Here is a 19,681-nt window from a genome sequence, read left to right as displayed (position 1 = left end):
AATTAGCAATCTTCAGTCACCTATTGTTAAAAGAGGGCAAGGTATTACCTCGCCCATATGGTTTTTCAGAAAGTCAAACTTACAACCCCAGCCGTTCAAAAATCATATCAACATGCTTGATATGGTAGTGATAATCAAAGCAATCATCAATTTCCGCTTCACTTAAAAGACCAGAGATTTTCTCGTCACTTTCAATCAGACTGCGGAATTGAACTTGCTTTTCCCATGCTTCCATCGCACGAGGCTGGACTGTATCGTATGCTTCCTCACGGGACATGCCCATGTCAATCAAGGCAAGCAGCACGCGCTGTGAGTAAATCAAGCCAAGTGTACGATCCATATTGCGCTTCATGTTCTCTGGATATACCGTTAGATTTTTAACGATGTTGCCAAAGCGATTGAGCATATAATTCAAGGCAATCGTCGCATCCGGAAGAATGATTCTCTCAGCAGATGAATGTGAGATATCGCGCTCATGCCACAGCGGAACATTTTCATAAGCCGTCGTCATATAACCGCGGATGACCCTTGCCATCCCTGTCATGTTTTCAGAGCCGATCGGGTTACGTTTATGAGGCATTGCAGAGGATCCCTTTTGACCTTTAGCAAAAAACTCCTCAACTTCCCTTGTTTCGCTCTTTTGCAGACCGCGGATCTCAACCGCGAATTTTTCAATTGAAGTGGCGATCAATGCCAGCGAAGACATGTAAAATGCATGGCGGTCACGCTGCAGCGTCTGCGTCGAAATCGGCGCTGGCTGAAGGCCAAGCTTTTCACAAACGTAAGACTCTACAAACGGATCAATATTCGCATACGTTCCAACCGCTCCGGAAATCTTGCCAAACTCCACATCAGAAGCTGCCATTTTAAAACGCTCAAGGTTGCGCTTCATTTCCTCCAGCCAAAGAGCGAGCTTCAAACCAAATGTAGTTGGTTCCGCATGAACACCGTGAGTGCGCCCCATCATGACTGTGTACTTATGTTCCTTTGCCTTGTTTGTCAGGATTTCGATGAAGTTCTCTAGATCTTTTTGTAAAATCTGATTTGCCTGCTTAAGGACATACGATAACGCTGTATCAACCACATCAGTAGAAGTCAGTCCGTAGTGAACCCATTTTCGCTCTTCGCCAAGTGTTTCCGATACCGCCCTTGTGAAGGCCACGACATCATGGCGCGTTTCTTCTTCAATCTCTTTGATTCTGTCGATATCGAATGACGCTTTTTCACGGATTTTCTGAACGTCTTCCTTAGGGATATCTCCAATCTCAGACCACGCTTCACATGCTAAGATCTCAACCTCCAGCCATGCTTTAAAACGGTTCTCCTCAGTCCAAATTGCTCCCATTTCAGGTCTTGTATAACGATCGATCATCTCTTATGTCCTCCAGTCAATTCTGCCGCGCTTTCCCAGATGCCGCTTTGCTCAGCCTCTTCAAGCGCCTTTTCTACTGTTTCTCGTAAAAGGGTCACATGGCCCATTTTTCGTTTGTGCTTCGCTTCCTTTTTGCCGTATAAATGGATTTTCCAATCCTGCAGCTCTGTAATTCTCTCTAATAGCGGCTGCTGATGCTCACCAAGGATATTCACCATCACAGCTGGTTTAAGTAAATCAGTGCTGCCAAGCGGCCAGCCGCACACCGATCTGACATGCTGCTCAAATTGCGAGGTTTCACACGCTTCAATCGTGTAATGCCCCGAATTATGCGGCCTCGGTGCGAGTTCATTTATATAAATCTCATCATTCGGTGCCAAAAACATTTCCACAGCAAGCGTACCAGTCAAATCAAGTGCCGAAGCAATCTGTTTCGCTGCCTCAATTGCCTTCTCTGCAGCCTGCTTGCTGATCCTTGCTGGCACGATTGTCTCGTGCAGGATATTGTCCATATGGATATTTTCCGCTACTGGAAAAACGGCTGTCTCACCGGCAGTGCTCCGGGTAATGATCACCGAAATTTCTTTTTCAAAAGAAATCCATTTTTCCAGAACACAAGCTCCCTGGCTGACAAGCGTTTCAGCTATGGCGATATCCTCAGTCGTCCTGATAACCAGCTGTCCCTTGCCGTCATAACCGCCCCTTGCCGTTTTAAGGACTGCCGGCATTCCGAGCTTCCCGATCCCTGCAGCTACATCCTCCGTCTTCGTCACGACTGCATAAGGCGCGACTCTAACCCCAGCTTCCTGCATATGGCGCTTCTCTTCTATCCTGTCCTGAGTAATCCTCAGCAATTCAGTACCCTGCGGTACATAAGCATTTTTATTCAGCCACTCAAGTGCATCCGCGTCGATATTCTCAAATTCATAAGTGATCACATCACTTATTTCAGAAAGCTGCTTTATTTTATCAAGATTATCATAGCCGCCAAGAATCTGCTCATCTGCCACCTGGCCGCACGGGCAATCATCTGTCGGATCGAGCACAGCTACGCGAAATCCCATCGCTTTTGCTGACAGAGCCATCATTTTGCCAAGCTGTCCGCCGCCAATAATCCCGATTGTCTGTCCTGGTAAAATCAATTTAGACAAGCTCATCACTGCTTTCCATCACCGACATCTTCGTTTCTTCTCTCAGTCTTTCAAGCTTTTCAGCAATCTCGCTGTCAAACGTACCAAGGATTTGAGTTGCGAGCAGCCCTGCGTTCGTTGCGCCTGCCTTGCCAATTGCCACCGTCGCTACCGGTACACCGCCCGGCATCTGGACAATCGAAAGCAGTGAATCAAGACCATTCAACGCTTTAGACTGGACTGGCACCCCGATAACCGGCAGTGTCGTCTTTGCCGCAACCATTCCAGGCAGGTGTGCCGCACCGCCTGCTCCAGCAATGATTACCTTAATCCCTTCTTTTCTTGCACCCTCTGCAAACTCAAACATTAAGTCTGGAGTGCGATGGGCCGAAACCACTTTCTTTATATAAGAAATCTCCAATTGATCCAGAATGTCACAAGCATGCTTCATTGTTTCCCAATCCGATTTGCTCCCCATAATGACCGCAACCGATTCACTCATTTATCTAACCTCCCTGTGTGGAGTATCAAAACAAAAAACCCGGATAGATTACTCCCTCTACATACAGAAGAGAAAGTAGTCTGTCCGGGTGCATGCGCAAAGAAATCAATACTCAAAAGAATATGATTCCTATCCCTTCACTTAAAAACTACTTCCCCTCATAGTCCGGTCATTTACGGTAACCGGGTAGAGACTCATGGGCCATATTCCCATTATTATACGAGGGAAAAACTATTCGCTATCAACAACTCCATATTAACAACTATATCAAACCCTTGTCAATCAATAATCGAACATTTAAAGTGATTTCAATATAATTGTTCGCCTTTACCACATTAACGCATCGGGGGTCAGACCCCCGGCGCGTTAATGCAGTAAAGCGGGTACCACCCAAATTACTCTACAGGCCTTGCCTCGAAAATAATCTGCCTTCCAGCTGGCTCATATTCGACCGTCCCATTCCTTTCGACTTCCTTGAAGATCGGCTTCTCCATCCTGCGGACAGGAGCATATCCATCCTTCTTCATTCTATTAAGGCACTCATCGATTGATTCATTCTCTCCAACTTCATACATTTGTTTCTTTTTCGTATCCTTGCTCATGAAAACAACTTCCCTTTCCGTACCGATTTAACCCAAAATCCGCCGTGAATTGATTTAGGTTCATAGGCAATGATAAATGCCTTCGGGTCCAATTCCTTGATGGTCTGGTATAATTTCAGCTCATACTTTCTAGGCGTTAAAATTTGCAGCGCCATCCGATCTCCTTCAAGCCCATTAGCAGCCCAATCTGTAACACCGTATCCCTTTTCCCGTAATACCTTCGGAAGATCAAGATCATACTCTTTCGTGATCACATTAATAGTAATATAACCAAGCGCCAGCTTTTCTTCAATCTTCATCCCAACAATAACACCTATTCCATACCCGACTGCATAAGCAATCAGGTTCTGTATCTCATTCAAATTATCGAGCACCAAACCAAGCCCGACAACATAGACCACAACTTCAATCGTACTAAGTCCCGCAGCAAGATATCGCTGACCCTTCAGAGTCAGGATCATCCTGATCGTAAAAAATGACACGTACACAATATTGATTATTAAGATGATGGCAACCATGACAAAACTATTCTCCAGCATTTATAACCCTCCAAGCATCTCTTCTAATAAGCCTTAATGTTCCCATTAATTAATCTGGTTGTAAAGGACGTACATGAAAATATCGAAAAGCATCGCTTTATTAAAGGTTTTCCTCTATAAGGATTTTTGAAACTTTATTATTTTCCAGCCTTAAATCCATCCACTAATCACGGATAAAAAGGAATAAACATGAATAAAAACGAATAAATTATTGACTAAACATGCATGAACATGAAATAATGCAGAAGAGAACCATAATTTAACAGTAGAGGTGAACCATATGTTTTCAGAAGAGAGAAGACAAGAAATATTAAAGATGTTGGAGCAAAGCGGCAGGGTTTTGGCGAAGGATCTGGCAAGTAAATTTGAGATGTCAATTGATTCAATCAGAAGAGACTTATCGATTATGGAAGAGCAAGGTCTTTTAAAAAGAACCCATGGTGGAGCTATCCCCGTCACCAACGTAAGAATGATGGCCCGGCCGCCCTCAATACGTTATGGAGAAGGAAGCGAATTTCAAAACGCAATCGCAAAACTGGCGGTCACTTACATCCAGGATAACCAGACTGTCTTCATTGGCGGTGCTGCGATACACTATGTCATGCTTAAATACCTGCCGAAGGAAATTTCATTTACCGTCCTGACCAATTCTGTAGAAATCGCATATCACCTCAGAAATTTTGATAATATCCAAACCTACATCATAGGAGGACAAGTAAAAAACTCAGGGAATATCACAGATGCTTTAGCCAATGAGTTTGCCCGCCAATTTACCGTCGATCTATGCTTTGCAACTGCGGGTGCCCTTTCTGCAAAAGGCTTGAGCACAGCCACACCGGAAGTAGCAGTTTTTCATAAAACCGTATATAACAACGCCAGAAAAATCATAGCTTTAGTCGAGCATTTCAAAATAGGCAGTGATATGTTTTCTGGAATGTATCCAGTAAAAAAACTAAACATCATCATAACCGATGAAGAAACCACCAGCGAACAGGTTGATTTGTTAAAAGCGCAAGGTGTTGAAGTATTAATAGCTACCATTGATAAGAATTGATTTAAAGGAGAGCGGGAGTTTTGTTTAGGAATTTTCACAAATCATTTCTTCTATGTAAGTTTGGAAATTAGTATAAGAAGAGCTTCCGTTCAAGAATTCCGATACTTCATTCAAAGGTAATATTACTAAATCTCTCTTTTTTGAATAAAGAACACTCTGTGACTCTATACTGCTATACAATTCATCCAGTTTGTGTGAAAAATTGTATACAGAATCAAACTCATACCAACAAAAGTCCTGTCGTAGAATAATTTTAATAACCTCACCAAGATACGTACTATTCGGAACACAAAATTATCAAAATGCTTGTTCAGCAGTTCAGTAACCGAATCCGTATTCATTAACCTTTTAGTATACACATCAATATATCGAACGCTCTCAATAGTAAAATCTAAGTTTCTTTTTGTATGATTCTCTTTATCCCAGGAATCATCTGAGACATCCTGATACATTAATTTCGCAATACCTTTTAAATCAGTTTTTATTAATTTCGTTCTGTTCAAGAAGCCAAACATAAAATGAATTTCTCCTTTATCATGTGTTTGCCAGTTAAGTCATGCTTATTTTATCTCTTATCAGCTGTTCTACCCATACCTTGAATAGCAGAAAGACAATCTTCCCGCGTTTAGGTCGGCTTCAGGCATTCACTTTTCGCGGGGCGTCAGCTGAACCCGCTGGAGTCGAGTGATCTTTGCTCCAACCAACAGGTGCTCAACATAAACATCGAACTATAACAGAGACAAAAAAAAGAACAGCCATTACAGCTGTTCTTTCGTTTGCCCGGCGGCGTCCTACTCTCACAGGGGGAAACCCCCAACTACCATCGGCGCTGAGAAGCTTAACTTCCGTGTTCGGTATGGGAACGGGTGTGACCTTCTCGCTATCGCCACCAGACTATTTGGTTTGAGGTTTGTTCCCTCAAAACTAGATAATGTGTAAGAAGAAAAAAGAAGAACGAGTAATCTATTTTGGTTAAGTCCTCGAACGATTAGTATCAGTCAGCTCCACACGTCACCGCGCTTCCACCTCTGACCTATCAACCTGATCATCTTTCAGGGTTCTTACTAGCTTGCGCTATGGGAAATCTCATCTTGAGGGGGGCTTCATGCTTAGATGCTTTCAGCACTTATCCCGTCCGCACATAGCTACCCAGCGATGCCTTTGGCAAGACAACTGGTACACCAGCGGTGCGTCCATCCCGGTCCTCTCGTACTAAGGACAGCTCCTCTCAAATTTCCTGCGCCCACGACGGATAGGGACCGAACTGTCTCACGACGTTCTGAACCCAGCTCGCGTACCGCTTTAATGGGCGAACAGCCCAACCCTTGGGACCGACTACAGCCCCAGGATGCGATGAGCCGACATCGAGGTGCCAAACCTCCCCGTCGATGTGGACTCTTGGGGGAGATAAGCCTGTTATCCCCGGGGTAGCTTTTATCCGTTGAGCGATGGCCCTTCCATGCGGAACCACCGGATCACTAAGCCCGACTTTCGTCCCTGCTCGACTTGTAGGTCTCGCAGTCAAGCTCCCTTGTGCCTTTACACTCTGCGAATGATTTCCAACCATTCTGAGGGAACCTTTGGGCGCCTCCGTTACTCTTTAGGAGGCGACCGCCCCAGTCAAACTGCCCACCTGACACTGTCTCCCGCCCCGATCGGGGGCGCGGGTTAGAATTTCAATACAGCCAGGGTAGTATCCCACCGACGCCTCCACCGAAGCTGGCGCTCCGGTTTCTCAGGCTCCTACCTATCCTGTACAAGCTGTACCAAAATTCAATATCAGGCTACAGTAAAGCTCCACGGGGTCTTTCCGTCCTGTCGCGGGTAACCTGCATCTTCACAGGTACTATAATTTCACCGAGTCTCTCGTTGAGACAGTGCCCAGATCGTTACGCCTTTCGTGCGGGTCGGAACTTACCCGACAAGGAATTTCGCTACCTTAGGACCGTTATAGTTACGGCCGCCGTTTACTGGGGCTTCGATTCAGAGCTTCGCTTGCGCTAACCCCTCCTCTTAACCTTCCAGCACCGGGCAGGCGTCAGCCCCTATACTTCGCCTTGCGGCTTCGCAGAGACCTGTGTTTTTGCTAAACAGTCGCCTGGGCCTATTCACTGCGGCTCATCTAGGCTATTCACCCAAATGAGCACCCCTTCTCCCGAAGTTACGGGGTCATTTTGCCGAGTTCCTTAACGAGAGTTCTCTCGCTCACCTTAGGATTCTCTCCTCGCCTACCTGTGTCGGTTTGCGGTACGGGCACCTTTTATCTCGCTAGAGGCTTTTCTTGGCAGTGTGAAATCAGGAACTTCGGTACTATATTTCCCTCGCTGTCACAGCTCAGCCTTCACGCAAGCGGGATTTGCCTCACTTGCAGCCTTACTGCTTAGACGCGCATATCCAACAGCGCGCTTACCCTATCCTACTGCGTCCCCCCATTGCTCAAACGATAAAGAGGTGGTACAGGAATATCAACCTGTTGTCCATCGCCTACGCCTTTCGGCCTCGGCTTAGGTCCCGACTAACCCTGAGAGGACGAGCCTTCCTCAGGAAACCTTAGGCATTCGGTGGATGGGATTCTCACCCATCTTTCGCTACTCATACCGGCATTCTCACTTCTAAGCGCTCCACCAGTCCTTACGGTCTAGCTTCAACGCCCTTAGAACGCTCTCCTACCACTGACATCAGAGATGTCAATCCACAGCTTCGGTGATACGTTTAGCCCCGGTACATTTTCGGCGCAGAGTCACTCGACCAGTGAGCTATTACGCACTCTTTAAATGGTGGCTGCTTCTAAGCCAACATCCTGGTTGTCTAAGCAACTCCACATCCTTTTCCACTTAACGTATACTTTGGGACCTTAGCTGGTGGTCTGGGCTGTTTCCCTTTTGACTACGGATCTTATCACTCGCAGTCTGACTCCCACGGATAAGTCTTTGGCATTCGGAGTTTGTCTGAATTCGGTAACCCGATGAGGGCCCCTAGTCCAAACAGTGCTCTACCTCCAAGACTCTTACAACGTGAGGCTAGCCCTAAAGCTATTTCGGAGAGAACCAGCTATCTCCAAGTTCGATTGGAATTTCTCCGCTACCCACACCTCATCCCCGCACTTTTCAACGTGCGTGGGTTCGGGCCTCCAGTTGGTGTTACCCAACCTTCACCCTGGACATGGGTAGATCACCTGGTTTCGGGTCTACGACCACATACTCATTCGCCCTATTCAGACTCGCTTTCGCTGCGGCTCCGTCTTCTCAACTTAACCTTGCATGGGATCGTAACTCGCCGGTTCATTCTACAAAAGGCACGCCATCACCCATTAACGGGCTCTGACTACTTGTAGGCACACGGTTTCAGGATCTATTTCACTCCCCTTCCGGGGTGCTTTTCACCTTTCCCTCACGGTACTGGTTCACTATCGGTCACTAGGGAGTATTTAGCCTTGGGAGATGGTCCTCCCAGCTTCCGACGGGATTTCTCGTGTCCCGCCGTACTCAGGATCCACTCAGGAGGGAACGAAGTTTCAACTACAGGGTTTTTACCTTCTCTGACGGGCCTTTCCAGACCACTTCATCTACCCCGTTCCTTTGTAACTCCATGTAGAGTGTCCTACAACCCCAAGAGGCAAGCCTCTTGGTTTGGGCTATGTCCCGTTTCGCTCGCCGCTACTCAGGGAATCGCGTTTGCTTTCTCTTCCTCCGGGTACTTAGATGTTTCAGTTCCCCGGGTCTGCCTTCAATACCCTATGTATTCAGGTAAAGATACTGTTCCATTACGAACAGTGGGTTTCCCCATTCGGAAATCTCCGGATCAAAGCTTACTTACAGCTCCCCGAAGCATATCGGTGTTAGTCCCGTCCTTCATCGGCTCCTAGTGCCAAGGCATCCACCGTGCGCCCTTTCTAACTTAACCGTTTGACAATAAATTGTCGTGGTTGATTCTCTATTAAATAGAGAGAAAAACTAAAATGGCGATCACTCGGTTTTTCTTGGTTCTTCTTACTTACGATTATCTAGTTTTCAAGGAACAAAAAAGTTTTGAGAGAATTGCTCCCTCAAAACTAAACAAACAAGCGGTCAACTGTACGAATCCTAAGATTCGTATTCATCAGATCCGAAGATCTGAGTTCCGATTGCCAATAGGCAATATCCTTAGAAAGGAGGTGATCCAGCCGCACCTTCCGATACGGCTACCTTGTTACGACTTCACCCCAATCATCTGTCCCACCTTAGGCGGCTGGCTCCATAAAGGTTACCCCACCGACTTCGGGTGTTACAAACTCTCGTGGTGTGACGGGCGGTGTGTACAAGGCCCGGGAACGTATTCACCGCGGCATGCTGATCCGCGATTACTAGCGATTCCGGCTTCATGCAGGCGAGTTGCAGCCTGCAATCCGAACTGAGAATGGTTTTATGGGATTGGCTTCACCTCGCGGCTTCGCTGCCCTTTGTTCCATCCATTGTAGCACGTGTGTAGCCCAGGTCATAAGGGGCATGATGATTTGACGTCATCCCCACCTTCCTCCGGTTTGTCACCGGCAGTCACCTTAGAGTGCCCAACTAAATGCTGGCAACTAAGATCAAGGGTTGCGCTCGTTGCGGGACTTAACCCAACATCTCACGACACGAGCTGACGACAACCATGCACCACCTGTCACTCTGTCCCCCGAAGGGGAACGCCCTATCTCTAGGGTTGTCAGAGGATGTCAAGACCTGGTAAGGTTCTTCGCGTTGCTTCGAATTAAACCACATGCTCCACCGCTTGTGCGGGCCCCCGTCAATTCCTTTGAGTTTCAGCCTTGCGGCCGTACTCCCCAGGCGGAGTGCTTAATGCGTTTGCTGCAGCACTAAAGGGCGGAAACCCTCTAACACTTAGCACTCATCGTTTACGGCGTGGACTACCAGGGTATCTAATCCTGTTCGCTCCCCACGCTTTCGCGCCTCAGCGTCAGTTACAGACCAGAGAGCCGCCTTCGCCACTGGTGTTCCTCCACATCTCTACGCATTTCACCGCTACACGTGGAATTCCGCTCTCCTCTTCTGCACTCAAGTTCCCCAGTTTCCAATGACCCTCCCCGGTTGAGCCGGGGGCTTTCACATCAGACTTAAGGAACCGCCTGCGCGCGCTTTACGCCCAATAATTCCGGACAACGCTTGCCACCTACGTATTACCGCGGCTGCTGGCACGTAGTTAGCCGTGGCTTTCTGGTCAGGTACCGTCAAGGTACCGGCAGTTACTCCGATACTTGTTCTTCCCTGACAACAGAGCTTTACGACCCGAAGGCCTTCATCGCTCACGCGGCGTTGCTCCGTCAGACTTTCGTCCATTGCGGAAGATTCCCTACTGCTGCCTCCCGTAGGAGTCTGGGCCGTGTCTCAGTCCCAGTGTGGCCGATCACCCTCTCAGGTCGGCTACGCATCGTCGCCTTGGTGAGCCGTTACCTCACCAACTAGCTAATGCGCCGCGGGCCCATCTGTAAGTGACAGCCGAAACCGTCTTTCAGCTTTTCCTCATGAGAGGAAAAGGATTATCCGGTATTAGCTCCGGTTTCCCGAAGTTATCCCAGTCTTACAGGCAGGTTGCCCACGTGTTACTCACCCGTCCGCCGCTGATCTTCAAAAGCAAGCTAATGAAGATCCGCTCGACTTGCATGTATTAGGCACGCCGCCAGCGTTCGTCCTGAGCCAGGATCAAACTCTCCAAAAAAGAGTATGAGTTAAGCTCATAATTTAAAACGTTGGCTAGTGATCATCTATATAATAGAAGTCACTATAATATTGTTTGTTGACGCTTGTTTGTTTAGTTTTCAAAGAACAATTTGTGTTGTTGTTTCAGTGACAACTTTTATATCTTATCATCTACCAAGCCGGCAAGTCAACAGTTTTTTTAAGTTTTTTTCAAAACATTTAATGCTGTTTCATGCACTGTGTAGAACAAGATAACTTCGTTATAAAAACAACAGGTCCTTATAATCGATTCTTTCTATTATAGGGATTAAAAAAGACAGGGATTTGAATCTCTGTCTTTTCGCCCGGCGGCGTCCTACTCTCACAGGGGGAAACCCCCAACTACCATCGGCGCTGAGAAGCTTAACTTCCGTGTTCGGTATGGGAACGGGTGTGACCTTCTCGCTATCGCCACCAGACTATTTGGTTTGAGGTTTGTTCCCTCAAAACTAGATAATGTGTAAGAAGAAAAAAGAAGAACGAGTAATCTATTTTGGTTAAGTCCTCGAACGATTAGTATCAGTCAGCTCCACACGTCACCGCGCTTCCACCTCTGACCTATCAACCTGATCATCTTTCAGGGTTCTTACTAGCTTGCGCTATGGGAAATCTCATCTTGAGGGGGGCTTCATGCTTAGATGCTTTCAGCACTTATCCCGTCCGCACATAGCTACCCAGCGATGCCTTTGGCAAGACAACTGGTACACCAGCGGTGCGTCCATCCCGGTCCTCTCGTACTAAGGACAGCTCCTCTCAAATTTCCTGCGCCCACGACGGATAGGGACCGAACTGTCTCACGACGTTCTGAACCCAGCTCGCGTACCGCTTTAATGGGCGAACAGCCCAACCCTTGGGACCGACTACAGCCCCAGGATGCGATGAGCCGACATCGAGGTGCCAAACCTCCCCGTCGATGTGGACTCTTGGGGGAGATAAGCCTGTTATCCCCGGGGTAGCTTTTATCCGTTGAGCGATGGCCCTTCCATGCGGAACCACCGGATCACTAAGCCCGACTTTCGTCCCTGCTCGACTTGTAGGTCTCGCAGTCAAGCTCCCTTGTGCCTTTACACTCTGCGAATGATTTCCAACCATTCTGAGGGAACCTTTGGGCGCCTCCGTTACTCTTTAGGAGGCGACCGCCCCAGTCAAACTGCCCACCTGACACTGTCTCCCGCCCCGATCGGGGGCGCGGGTTAGAATTTCAATACAGCCAGGGTAGTATCCCACCGACGCCTCCACCGAAGCTGGCGCTCCGGTTTCTCAGGCTCCTACCTATCCTGTACAAGCTGTACCAAAATTCAATATCAGGCTACAGTAAAGCTCCACGGGGTCTTTCCGTCCTGTCGCGGGTAACCTGCATCTTCACAGGTACTATAATTTCACCGAGTCTCTCGTTGAGACAGTGCCCAGATCGTTACGCCTTTCGTGCGGGTCGGAACTTACCCGACAAGGAATTTCGCTACCTTAGGACCGTTATAGTTACGGCCGCCGTTTACTGGGGCTTCGATTCAGAGCTTCGCTTGCGCTAACCCCTCCTCTTAACCTTCCAGCACCGGGCAGGCGTCAGCCCCTATACTTCGCCTTGCGGCTTCGCAGAGACCTGTGTTTTTGCTAAACAGTCGCCTGGGCCTATTCACTGCGGCTCATCTAGGCTATTCACCCAAATGAGCACCCCTTCTCCCGAAGTTACGGGGTCATTTTGCCGAGTTCCTTAACGAGAGTTCTCTCGCTCACCTTAGGATTCTCTCCTCGCCTACCTGTGTCGGTTTGCGGTACGGGCACCTTTTATCTCGCTAGAGGCTTTTCTTGGCAGTGTGAAATCAGGAACTTCGGTACTATATTTCCCTCGCTGTCACAGCTCAGCCTTCACGCAAGCGGGATTTGCCTCACTTGCAGCCTTACTGCTTAGACGCGCATATCCAACAGCGCGCTTACCCTATCCTACTGCGTCCCCCCATTGCTCAAACGATAAAGAGGTGGTACAGGAATATCAACCTGTTGTCCATCGCCTACGCCTTTCGGCCTCGGCTTAGGTCCCGACTAACCCTGAGAGGACGAGCCTTCCTCAGGAAACCTTAGGCATTCGGTGGATGGGATTCTCACCCATCTTTCGCTACTCATACCGGCATTCTCACTTCTAAGCGCTCCACCAGTCCTTACGGTCTAGCTTCAACGCCCTTAGAACGCTCTCCTACCACTGACATCAGAGATGTCAATCCACAGCTTCGGTGATACGTTTAGCCCCGGTACATTTTCGGCGCAGAGTCACTCGACCAGTGAGCTATTACGCACTCTTTAAATGGTGGCTGCTTCTAAGCCAACATCCTGGTTGTCTAAGCAACTCCACATCCTTTTCCACTTAACGTATACTTTGGGACCTTAGCTGGTGGTCTGGGCTGTTTCCCTTTTGACTACGGATCTTATCACTCGCAGTCTGACTCCCACGGATAAGTCTTTGGCATTCGGAGTTTGTCTGAATTCGGTAACCCGATGAGGGCCCCTAGTCCAAACAGTGCTCTACCTCCAAGACTCTTACAACGTGAGGCTAGCCCTAAAGCTATTTCGGAGAGAACCAGCTATCTCCAAGTTCGATTGGAATTTCTCCGCTACCCACACCTCATCCCCGCACTTTTCAACGTGCGTGGGTTCGGGCCTCCAGTTGGTGTTACCCAACCTTCACCCTGGACATGGGTAGATCACCTGGTTTCGGGTCTACGACCACATACTCATTCGCCCTATTCAGACTCGCTTTCGCTGCGGCTCCGTCTTCTCAACTTAACCTTGCATGGGATCGTAACTCGCCGGTTCATTCTACAAAAGGCACGCCATCACCCATTAACGGGCTCTGACTACTTGTAGGCACACGGTTTCAGGATCTATTTCACTCCCCTTCCGGGGTGCTTTTCACCTTTCCCTCACGGTACTGGTTCACTATCGGTCACTAGGGAGTATTTAGCCTTGGGAGATGGTCCTCCCAGCTTCCGACGGGATTTCTCGTGTCCCGCCGTACTCAGGATCCACTCAGGAGGGAACGAAGTTTCAACTACAGGGTTTTTACCTTCTCTGACGGGCCTTTCCAGACCACTTCATCTACCCCGTTCCTTTGTAACTCCATGTAGAGTGTCCTACAACCCCAAGAGGCAAGCCTCTTGGTTTGGGCTATGTCCCGTTTCGCTCGCCGCTACTCAGGGAATCGCGTTTGCTTTCTCTTCCTCCGGGTACTTAGATGTTTCAGTTCCCCGGGTCTGCCTTCAATACCCTATGTATTCAGGTAAAGATACTGTTCCATTACGAACAGTGGGTTTCCCCATTCGGAAATCTCCGGATCAAAGCTTACTTACAGCTCCCCGAAGCATATCGGTGTTAGTCCCGTCCTTCATCGGCTCCTAGTGCCAAGGCATCCACCGTGCGCCCTTTCTAACTTAACCGTTTGACAATAAATTGTCGTGGTTGATTCTCTATTAAATAGAGAGAAAAACTAAAATGGCGATCACTCGGTTTTTCTTGGTTCTTCTTACTTACGATTATCTAGTTTTCAAGGAACAAAAAAGTTTTGAGAGAATTGCTCCCTCAAAACTAAACAAACAAGCGGTCAACTGTACGAATCCTAAGATTCGTATTCATCAGATCCGAAGATCTGAGTTCCGATTGCCAATAGGCAATATCCTTAGAAAGGAGGTGATCCAGCCGCACCTTCCGATACGGCTACCTTGTTACGACTTCACCCCAATCATCTGTCCCACCTTAGGCGGCTGGCTCCATAAAGGTTACCCCACCGACTTCGGGTGTTACAAACTCTCGTGGTGTGACGGGCGGTGTGTACAAGGCCCGGGAACGTATTCACCGCGGCATGCTGATCCGCGATTACTAGCGATTCCGGCTTCATGCAGGCGAGTTGCAGCCTGCAATCCGAACTGAGAATGGTTTTATGGGATTGGCTTCACCTCGCGGCTTCGCTGCCCTTTGTTCCATCCATTGTAGCACGTGTGTAGCCCAGGTCATAAGGGGCATGATGATTTGACGTCATCCCCACCTTCCTCCGGTTTGTCACCGGCAGTCACCTTAGAGTGCCCAACTAAATGCTGGCAACTAAGATCAAGGGTTGCGCTCGTTGCGGGACTTAACCCAACATCTCACGACACGAGCTGACGACAACCATGCACCACCTGTCACTCTGTCCCCCGAAGGGGAACGCCCTATCTCTAGGGTTGTCAGAGGATGTCAAGACCTGGTAAGGTTCTTCGCGTTGCTTCGAATTAAACCACATGCTCCACCGCTTGTGCGGGCCCCCGTCAATTCCTTTGAGTTTCAGCCTTGCGGCCGTACTCCCCAGGCGGAGTGCTTAATGCGTTTGCTGCAGCACTAAAGGGCGGAAACCCTCTAACACTTAGCACTCATCGTTTACGGCGTGGACTACCAGGGTATCTAATCCTGTTCGCTCCCCACGCTTTCGCGCCTCAGCGTCAGTTACAGACCAGAGAGCCGCCTTCGCCACTGGTGTTCCTCCACATCTCTACGCATTTCACCGCTACACGTGGAATTCCGCTCTCCTCTTCTGCACTCAAGTTCCCCAGTTTCCAATGACCCTCCCCGGTTGAGCCGGGGGCTTTCACATCAGACTTAAGGAACCGCCTGCGCGCGCTTTACGCCCAATAATTCCGGACAACGCTTGCCACCTACGTATTACCGCGGCTGCTGGCACGTAGTTAGCCGTGGCTTTCTGGTCAGGTACCGTCAAGGTACCGGCAGTTACTCCGATACTTGTTCTTCCCTGACAACAGAGCTTTACGACCCGAAGGCCTTCATCGCTCACGCGGCGTTGCTCCGTCAGACTTTCGTCCATTGCGGAAGATTCCCTACTGCTGCCTCCCGTAGGAGTCTGGGCCGTGTCTCAGTCCCAGTGTGGCCGATCACCCTCTCAGGTCGGCTACGCATCGTCGCCTTGGTGAGCCGTTACCTCACCAACTAGCTAATGCGCCGCGGGCCCATCTGTAAGTGACAGCCGAAACCGTCTTTCAGCTTTTCCTCATGAGAGGAAAAGGATTATCCGGTATTAGCTCCGGTTTCCCGAAGTTATCCCAGTCTTACAGGCAGGTTGCCCACGTGTTACTCACCCGTCCGCCGCTGATCTTCAAAAGCAAGCTAATGAAGATCCGCTCGACTTGCATGTATTAGGCACGCCGCCAGCGTTCGTCCTGAGCCAGGATCAAACTCTCCAAAAAAGAGTATGAGTTAAGCTCATAATTTAAAACGTTGGCTAGTGATCATCTATATAATAGAAGTCACTATAATATTGTTTGTTGACGCTTGTTTGTTTAGTTTTCAAAGAACAATTTGTGTTGTTGTTTCAGTGACAACTTTTATATCTTATCATCTACCAAGCCGGCAAGTCAACAGTTTTTTTAAGTTTTTTTCAAAACATTTAATGCTGTTTCATGCACTGTGTAGAACAAGATAACTTCGTTATAAAAACAACAGGTCCTTATAATCGATTCTTTCTATTATAGGGATTAAAAAAGACAGGGATTTGAATCTCTGTCTTTTCGCCCGGCGGCGTCCTACTCTCACAGGGGGAAACCCCCAACTACCATCGGCGCTGAGAAGCTTAACTTCCGTGTTCGGTATGGGAACGGGTGTGACCTTCTCGCTATCGCCACCAGACTATTTGGTTTGAGGTTTGTTCCCTCAAAACTAGATAATGTGTAAGAAGAAAAAAGAAGAACGAGTAATCTATTTTGGTTAAGTCCTCGAACGATTAGTATCAGTCAGCTCCACACGTCACCGCGCTTCCACCTCTGACCTATCAACCTGATCATCTTTCAGGGTTCTTACTAGCTTGCGCTATGGGAAATCTCATCTTGAGGGGGGCTTCATGCTTAGATGCTTTCAGCACTTATCCCGTCCGCACATAGCTACCCAGCGATGCCTTTGGCAAGACAACTGGTACACCAGCGGTGCGTCCATCCCGGTCCTCTCGTACTAAGGACAGCTCCTCTCAAATTTCCTGCGCCCACGACGGATAGGGACCGAACTGTCTCACGACGTTCTGAACCCAGCTCGCGTACCGCTTTAATGGGCGAACAGCCCAACCCTTGGGACCGACTACAGCCCCAGGATGCGATGAGCCGACATCGAGGTGCCAAACCTCCCCGTCGATGTGGACTCTTGGGGGAGATAAGCCTGTTATCCCCGGGGTAGCTTTTATCCGTTGAGCGATGGCCCTTCCATGCGGAACCACCGGATCACTAAGCCCGACTTTCGTCCCTGCTCGACTTGTAGGTCTCGCAGTCAAGCTCCCTTGTGCCTTTACACTCTGCGAATGATTTCCAACCATTCTGAGGGAACCTTTGGGCGCCTCCGTTACTCTTTAGGAGGCGACCGCCCCAGTCAAACTGCCCACCTGACACTGTCTCCCGCCCCGATCAGGGGCGTGGGTTAGAATTTCAATACAGCCAGGGTAGTATCCCACCGACGCCTCCACCGAAGCTGGCGCTCCGGTTTCTCAGGCTCCTACCTATCCTGTACAAGCTGTACCAAAATTCAATATCAGGCTACAGTAAAGCTCCACGGGGTCTTTCCGTCCTGTCGCGGGTAACCTGCATCTTCACAGGTACTATAATTTCACCGAGTCTCTCGTTGAGACAGTGCCCAGATCGTTACGCCTTTCGTGCGGGTCGGAACTTACCCGACAAGGAATTTCGCTACCTTAGGACCGTTATAGTTACGGCCGCCGTTTACTGGGGCTTCGATTCAGAGCTTCGCTTGCGCTAACCCCTCCTCTTAACCTTCCAGCACCGGGCAGGCGTCAGCCCCTATACTTCGCCTTGCGGCTTCGCAGAGACCTGTGTTTTTGCTAAACAGTCGCCTGGGCCTATTCACTGCGGCTCATCTAGGCTATTCACCCAAATGAGCACCCCTTCTCCCGAAGTTACGGGGTCATTTTGCCGAGTTCCTTAACGAGAGTTCTCTCGCTCACCTTAGGATTCTCTCCTCGCCTACCTGTGTCGGTTTGCGGTACGGGCACCTTTTATCTCGCTAGAGGCTTTTCTTGGCAGTGTGAAATCAGGAACTTCGGTACTATATTTCCCTCGCTGTCACAGCTCAGCCTTCACGCAAGCGGGATTTGCCTCACTTGCAGCCTTACTGCTTAGACGCGCATATCCAACAGCGCGCTTACCCTATCCTACTGCGTCCCCCCATTGCTCAAACGATAAAGAGGTGGTACAGGAATATCAACCTGTTGTCCATCGCCTACGCCTTTCGGCCTCGGCTTAGGTCCCGACTAACCCTGAGAGGACGAGCCTTCCTCAGGAAACCTTAGGCATTCGGTGGATGGGATTCTCACCCATCTTTCGCTACTCATACCGGCATTCTCACTTCTAAGCGCTCCACCAGTCCTTACGGTCTAGCTTCAACGCCCTTAGAACGCTCTCCTACCACTGACATCAAAGATGTCAATCCACAGCTTCGGTGATACGTTTAGCCCCGGTACATTTTCGGCGCAGAGTCACTCGACCAGTGAGCTATTACGCACTCTTTAAATGGTGGCTGCTTCTAAGCCAACATCCTGGTTGTCTAAGCAACTCCACATCCTTTTCCACTTAACGTATACTTTGGGACCTTAGCTGGTGGTCTGGGCTGTTTCCCTTTTGACTACGGATCTTATCACTCGCAGTCTGACTCCCACGGATAAGTCTTTGGCATTCGGAGTTTGTCTGAATTCGGTAACCCGATGAGGGCCCCTAGTCCAAACAGTGCTCTACCTCCAAGACTCTTACAACGTGAGGCTAGCCCTAAAGCTATTTCGGAGAGAACCAGCTATCTCCAAGTTCGATTGGAATTTCTCCGCTACCCACACCTCATCCCCGCACTTTTCAACGTGCGTGGGTTCGGGCCTCCAGTTGGTGTTACCCAACCTTCACCCTGGACATGGGTAGATCACCTGGTTTCGGGTCTACGACCACATACTCATTCGCCCTATTCAGACTCGCTTTCGCTGCGGCTCCGTCTTCTCAACTTAACCTTGCATGGGATCGTAACTCGCCGGTTCATTCTACAAAAGGCACGCCATCACCCATTAACGGGCTCTGACTACTTGTAGGCACACGGTTTCAGGATCTATTTCACTCCCCTTCCGGGGTGCTTTTCACCTTTCCCTCACGGTACTGGTTCACTATCGGTCACTAGGGAGTATTTAGCCTTGGGAGATGGTCCTCCCAGCTTCCGACGGGATTTCTCGTGTCCCGCCGTACTCAGGATCCACTCAGGAGGGAACGAAGTTTCAACTACAGGGTTTTTACCTTCTCTGACGGGCCTTTCCAGACCACTTCATCTACCCCGTTCCTTTGTAACTCCATGTAGAGTGTCCTACAACCCCAAGAGGCAAGCCTCTTGGTTTGGGCTATGTCCCGTTTCGCTCGCCGCTACTCAGGGAATCGCGTTTGCTTTCTCTTCCTCCGGGTACTTAGATGTTTCAGTTCCCCGGGTCTGCCTTCAATACCCTATGTATTCAGGTAAAGATACTGTTCCATTACGAACAGTGGGTTTCCCCATTCGGAAATCTCCGGATCAAAGCTTACTTACAGCTCCCCGAAGCATATCGGTGTTAGTCCCGTCCTTCATCGGCTCCTAGTGCCAAGGCATCCACCGTGCGCCCTTTCTAACTTAACCGTTTGACAATAAATTGTCGTGGTTGATTCTCTATTAAATAGAGAGAAAAACTAAAATGGCGATCACTCGGTTTTTCTTGGTTCTTCTTACTTACG

General features: G+C 49.0%; 6 protein-coding genes, 8 rRNA genes and 1 riboswitch. Of the genes, 1 reads left to right on the top strand and 13 read right to left on the bottom strand.

What is annotated here, in order from left to right; genetic code table 11:
* Positions 1 to 79: 79 nt before the first annotated feature.
* The 5 genes from purB to AABM38_RS01630 form a co-directional block, all read right to left on the bottom strand.
* Positions 80 to 1,372, bottom strand: a complete 1,293-nt coding sequence (gene purB, locus AABM38_RS01650) for an adenylosuccinate lyase (protein ID WP_423408820.1) — start codon at positions 1,370 to 1,372, stop codon at positions 80 to 82.
* Positions 1,369 to 2,529, bottom strand: a complete 1,161-nt coding sequence (gene purK / locus AABM38_RS01645; RefSeq protein WP_423408819.1) for a 5-(carboxyamino)imidazole ribonucleotide synthase — start codon at positions 2,527 to 2,529, stop codon at positions 1,369 to 1,371. The genes purB and purK overlap by 4 nt, the downstream gene beginning before the upstream one ends.
* Entirely contained in the window at positions 2,516 to 3,004 is a 489-nt protein-coding gene (gene purE, locus AABM38_RS01640) for a 5-(carboxyamino)imidazole ribonucleotide mutase (RefSeq protein ID WP_423408818.1), read from the bottom strand. The genes purK and purE overlap by 14 nt, the downstream gene beginning before the upstream one ends.
* A 141-nt stretch (positions 3,005 to 3,145) precedes the next feature.
* Positions 3,146 to 3,247, bottom strand: a riboswitch (purine riboswitch).
* Positions 3,248 to 3,399: 152 nt separating this feature from the next.
* The gene (locus tag AABM38_RS01635) at positions 3,400 to 3,606 is read right to left on the bottom strand and encodes an NETI motif-containing protein (RefSeq protein ID WP_423408817.1); all 207 of its coding nucleotides are present in this window, start codon (positions 3,604 to 3,606) and stop codon (positions 3,400 to 3,402) included.
* Complete coding sequence (locus AABM38_RS01630; protein ID WP_335378195.1) at positions 3,603 to 4,145, bottom strand: DUF2179 domain-containing protein; 543 nt, start codon at positions 4,143 to 4,145, stop codon at positions 3,603 to 3,605. The genes AABM38_RS01635 and AABM38_RS01630 overlap by 4 nt, the downstream gene beginning before the upstream one ends.
* A 280-nt stretch (positions 4,146 to 4,425) precedes the next feature.
* Between AABM38_RS01630 and AABM38_RS01625 the strand changes: the two genes are divergently transcribed.
* Positions 4,426 to 5,199: a DeoR/GlpR family DNA-binding transcription regulator gene (locus AABM38_RS01625; protein ID WP_423408816.1), complete on the top strand. Its 774-nt coding sequence runs from the start codon at positions 4,426 to 4,428 to the stop codon at positions 5,197 to 5,199.
* A gap of 778 nt (positions 5,200 to 5,977) precedes the next feature.
* On the opposite strand, the gene rrf (AABM38_RS01620) is transcribed toward AABM38_RS01625, so the two are convergent.
* The 8 genes from rrf (AABM38_RS01620) to AABM38_RS01585 form a co-directional block, all read right to left on the bottom strand.
* A 5S ribosomal RNA gene (gene rrf / locus AABM38_RS01620) occupies positions 5,978 to 6,093 on the bottom strand.
* Positions 6,094 to 6,167: 74 nt separating this feature from the next.
* Positions 6,168 to 9,102, bottom strand: a 23S ribosomal RNA gene (locus AABM38_RS01615).
* A 243-nt stretch (positions 9,103 to 9,345) separates the two neighbouring features.
* Positions 9,346 to 10,896 (bottom strand): 16S ribosomal RNA (locus tag AABM38_RS01610).
* Between the two features lie 323 nt (positions 10,897 to 11,219).
* Positions 11,220 to 11,335: ribosomal RNA gene (gene rrf, locus AABM38_RS01605) — 5S ribosomal RNA — on the bottom strand.
* 74 nt (positions 11,336 to 11,409) lie between these two features.
* Positions 11,410 to 14,344: ribosomal RNA gene (locus tag AABM38_RS01600) — 23S ribosomal RNA — on the bottom strand.
* A 243-nt stretch (positions 14,345 to 14,587) separates the two neighbouring features.
* A 16S ribosomal RNA gene (locus AABM38_RS01595) occupies positions 14,588 to 16,138 on the bottom strand.
* 323 nt (positions 16,139 to 16,461) lie between these two features.
* Positions 16,462 to 16,577 (bottom strand): 5S ribosomal RNA (rrf, locus tag AABM38_RS01590).
* 74 nt (positions 16,578 to 16,651) lie between these two features.
* Positions 16,652 to 19,586: ribosomal RNA gene (locus AABM38_RS01585) — 23S ribosomal RNA — on the bottom strand.
* The 16S, 23S and 5S rRNA genes sit together here, the layout of an rRNA operon.
* Between the last annotated feature and the right edge of the window lie 95 nt (positions 19,587 to 19,681).

This window comes from Heyndrickxia sp. MSNUG, assembly GCF_049532715.1.
GTDB lineage: Bacteria > Bacillota > Bacilli > Bacillales > Cytobacillaceae > Mesobacillus.
Note: the sequence above shows the minus strand (reverse complement) of the source record. Positions and strands in the feature narration are given on the sequence as shown.